This is a genomic window from Mesorhizobium sp. B264B1B, from assembly GCF_020165765.1.
GTDB lineage: Bacteria > Pseudomonadota > Alphaproteobacteria > Rhizobiales > Rhizobiaceae > Mesorhizobium.
The window spans coordinates 1-1,047 of sequence record NZ_JAIUIS010000042.1; the positions used below are offsets into that span (position 1 = coordinate 1).

The 1,047-nt window shown below is 62.8% G+C and carries 2 protein-coding genes; both read right to left on the reverse strand.

Features of this window, described 5'->3' with window-relative positions; translation table 11 throughout:
• A partial coding sequence (gene rpsR / locus LB547_RS32260) for a 30S ribosomal protein S18 (RefSeq protein WP_224703010.1) occupies positions 1 to 216 on the reverse strand: 216 nt, incomplete at its 3' end.
• Positions 216 to 710 (reverse strand): 30S ribosomal protein S6, encoded by a 495-nt coding sequence (gene rpsF / locus LB547_RS32265; RefSeq protein ID WP_140494463.1) that lies wholly within the window; start codon positions 708 to 710, stop codon positions 216 to 218. The genes rpsF and rpsR, both read right to left, overlap by 1 nt.
• Between the last annotated feature and the right edge of the window lie 337 nt (positions 711 to 1,047).

Genomic DNA, 1,047 nt, shown 5'->3' on the forward strand with positions numbered 1-1,047 from the left:
GCGGGCGCGCTTGATCGCCTTGGCGAGCTCGCGCTGCTTCTTCTGGCTGACGGCGGTGATGCGCGACGGCACGATCTTGCCGCGCTCGGAAATGTAGCGCTGCAGGAGGCGCACGTCCTTGTAATCGATCTTGGGCGCGTTGGCGCCCGAGAACGGACAGGTCTTGCGGCGGCGATGGAACGGGCGCCGGGTCGGGATCTGGTTAATGTCGACCATTATTCTGCACCCCCTTCAAAGCCTTCGCGCGGACGGCGCGGACCACGATCGCCACCAGCGTCGCCGCCGAAGCTGCGTGGCGGACGATCGCCACGATCACGGTCGCCGAACGAGCGCGGACCACGGTCGCCGCGGTCGCGGTCGCCGAAGCCGCCGCGTTCCGAGCGCTCTTCGCGCTTCTGCATCATGGCGGAGGGACCTTCCTCATGCGCATCGACCTTGATGGTCAGGAAACGCAGCACGTCCTCGGACAGGCCCATCTGGCGCTCCATTTCGTTGAGCGCTGCCGGCGGGCAGTCAAGATCCATCAGCGTGTAGTATGCCTTCCGGTTCTTGTTGACCCGGTAGGTGAGGGACTTCAGTCCCCAGTTCTCGACCCGGCCGACGGACCCGCCATTGGCGGAGATGACGCCCTTGTACTGTTCGACAAGCGCATCGACCTGCTGCTGCGAGAGGTCCTGCCGGGCAAGAAACACATGTTCGTAAAGAGCCATTATGTCTTTTCGCCTTTCTTCGTTTCTCTCCCGGTTCCCGGCGGCAAAAGCCTCTGCAACTTCTCTGACCCGCCAGGAGCGGGGAAGAAAGGAGCATGACGAGACGGTCGAGAGCGGAGACACGGGAGGCGGAAGCGCTTCTGGCTTCACGCGAAGGTTTTCGAAAACCTCCGGCCCTCCGTTCAGCCCCCAGCTGGGACCGGCAGATTGGCGGCGTCTATATAGCAATCCACGTGGAAGGCAAGAGCAGGCGGCAATCCCTGTCGTAAGCAGATGAGTTGTCCGGATTAGGTAGCACGTGAGTTGTCCGGTTTTATCGCCAGCGGATGGAGGCTGG

What these genes read in the sequence shown, in the direction of transcription:
- rpsF (WP_140494463.1), bottom strand. Translation starts at nt 710, where the DNA reads ATGGCTCTTTACGAACATGTGTTTCTTGCCCGGCAGGACCTCTCGCAG.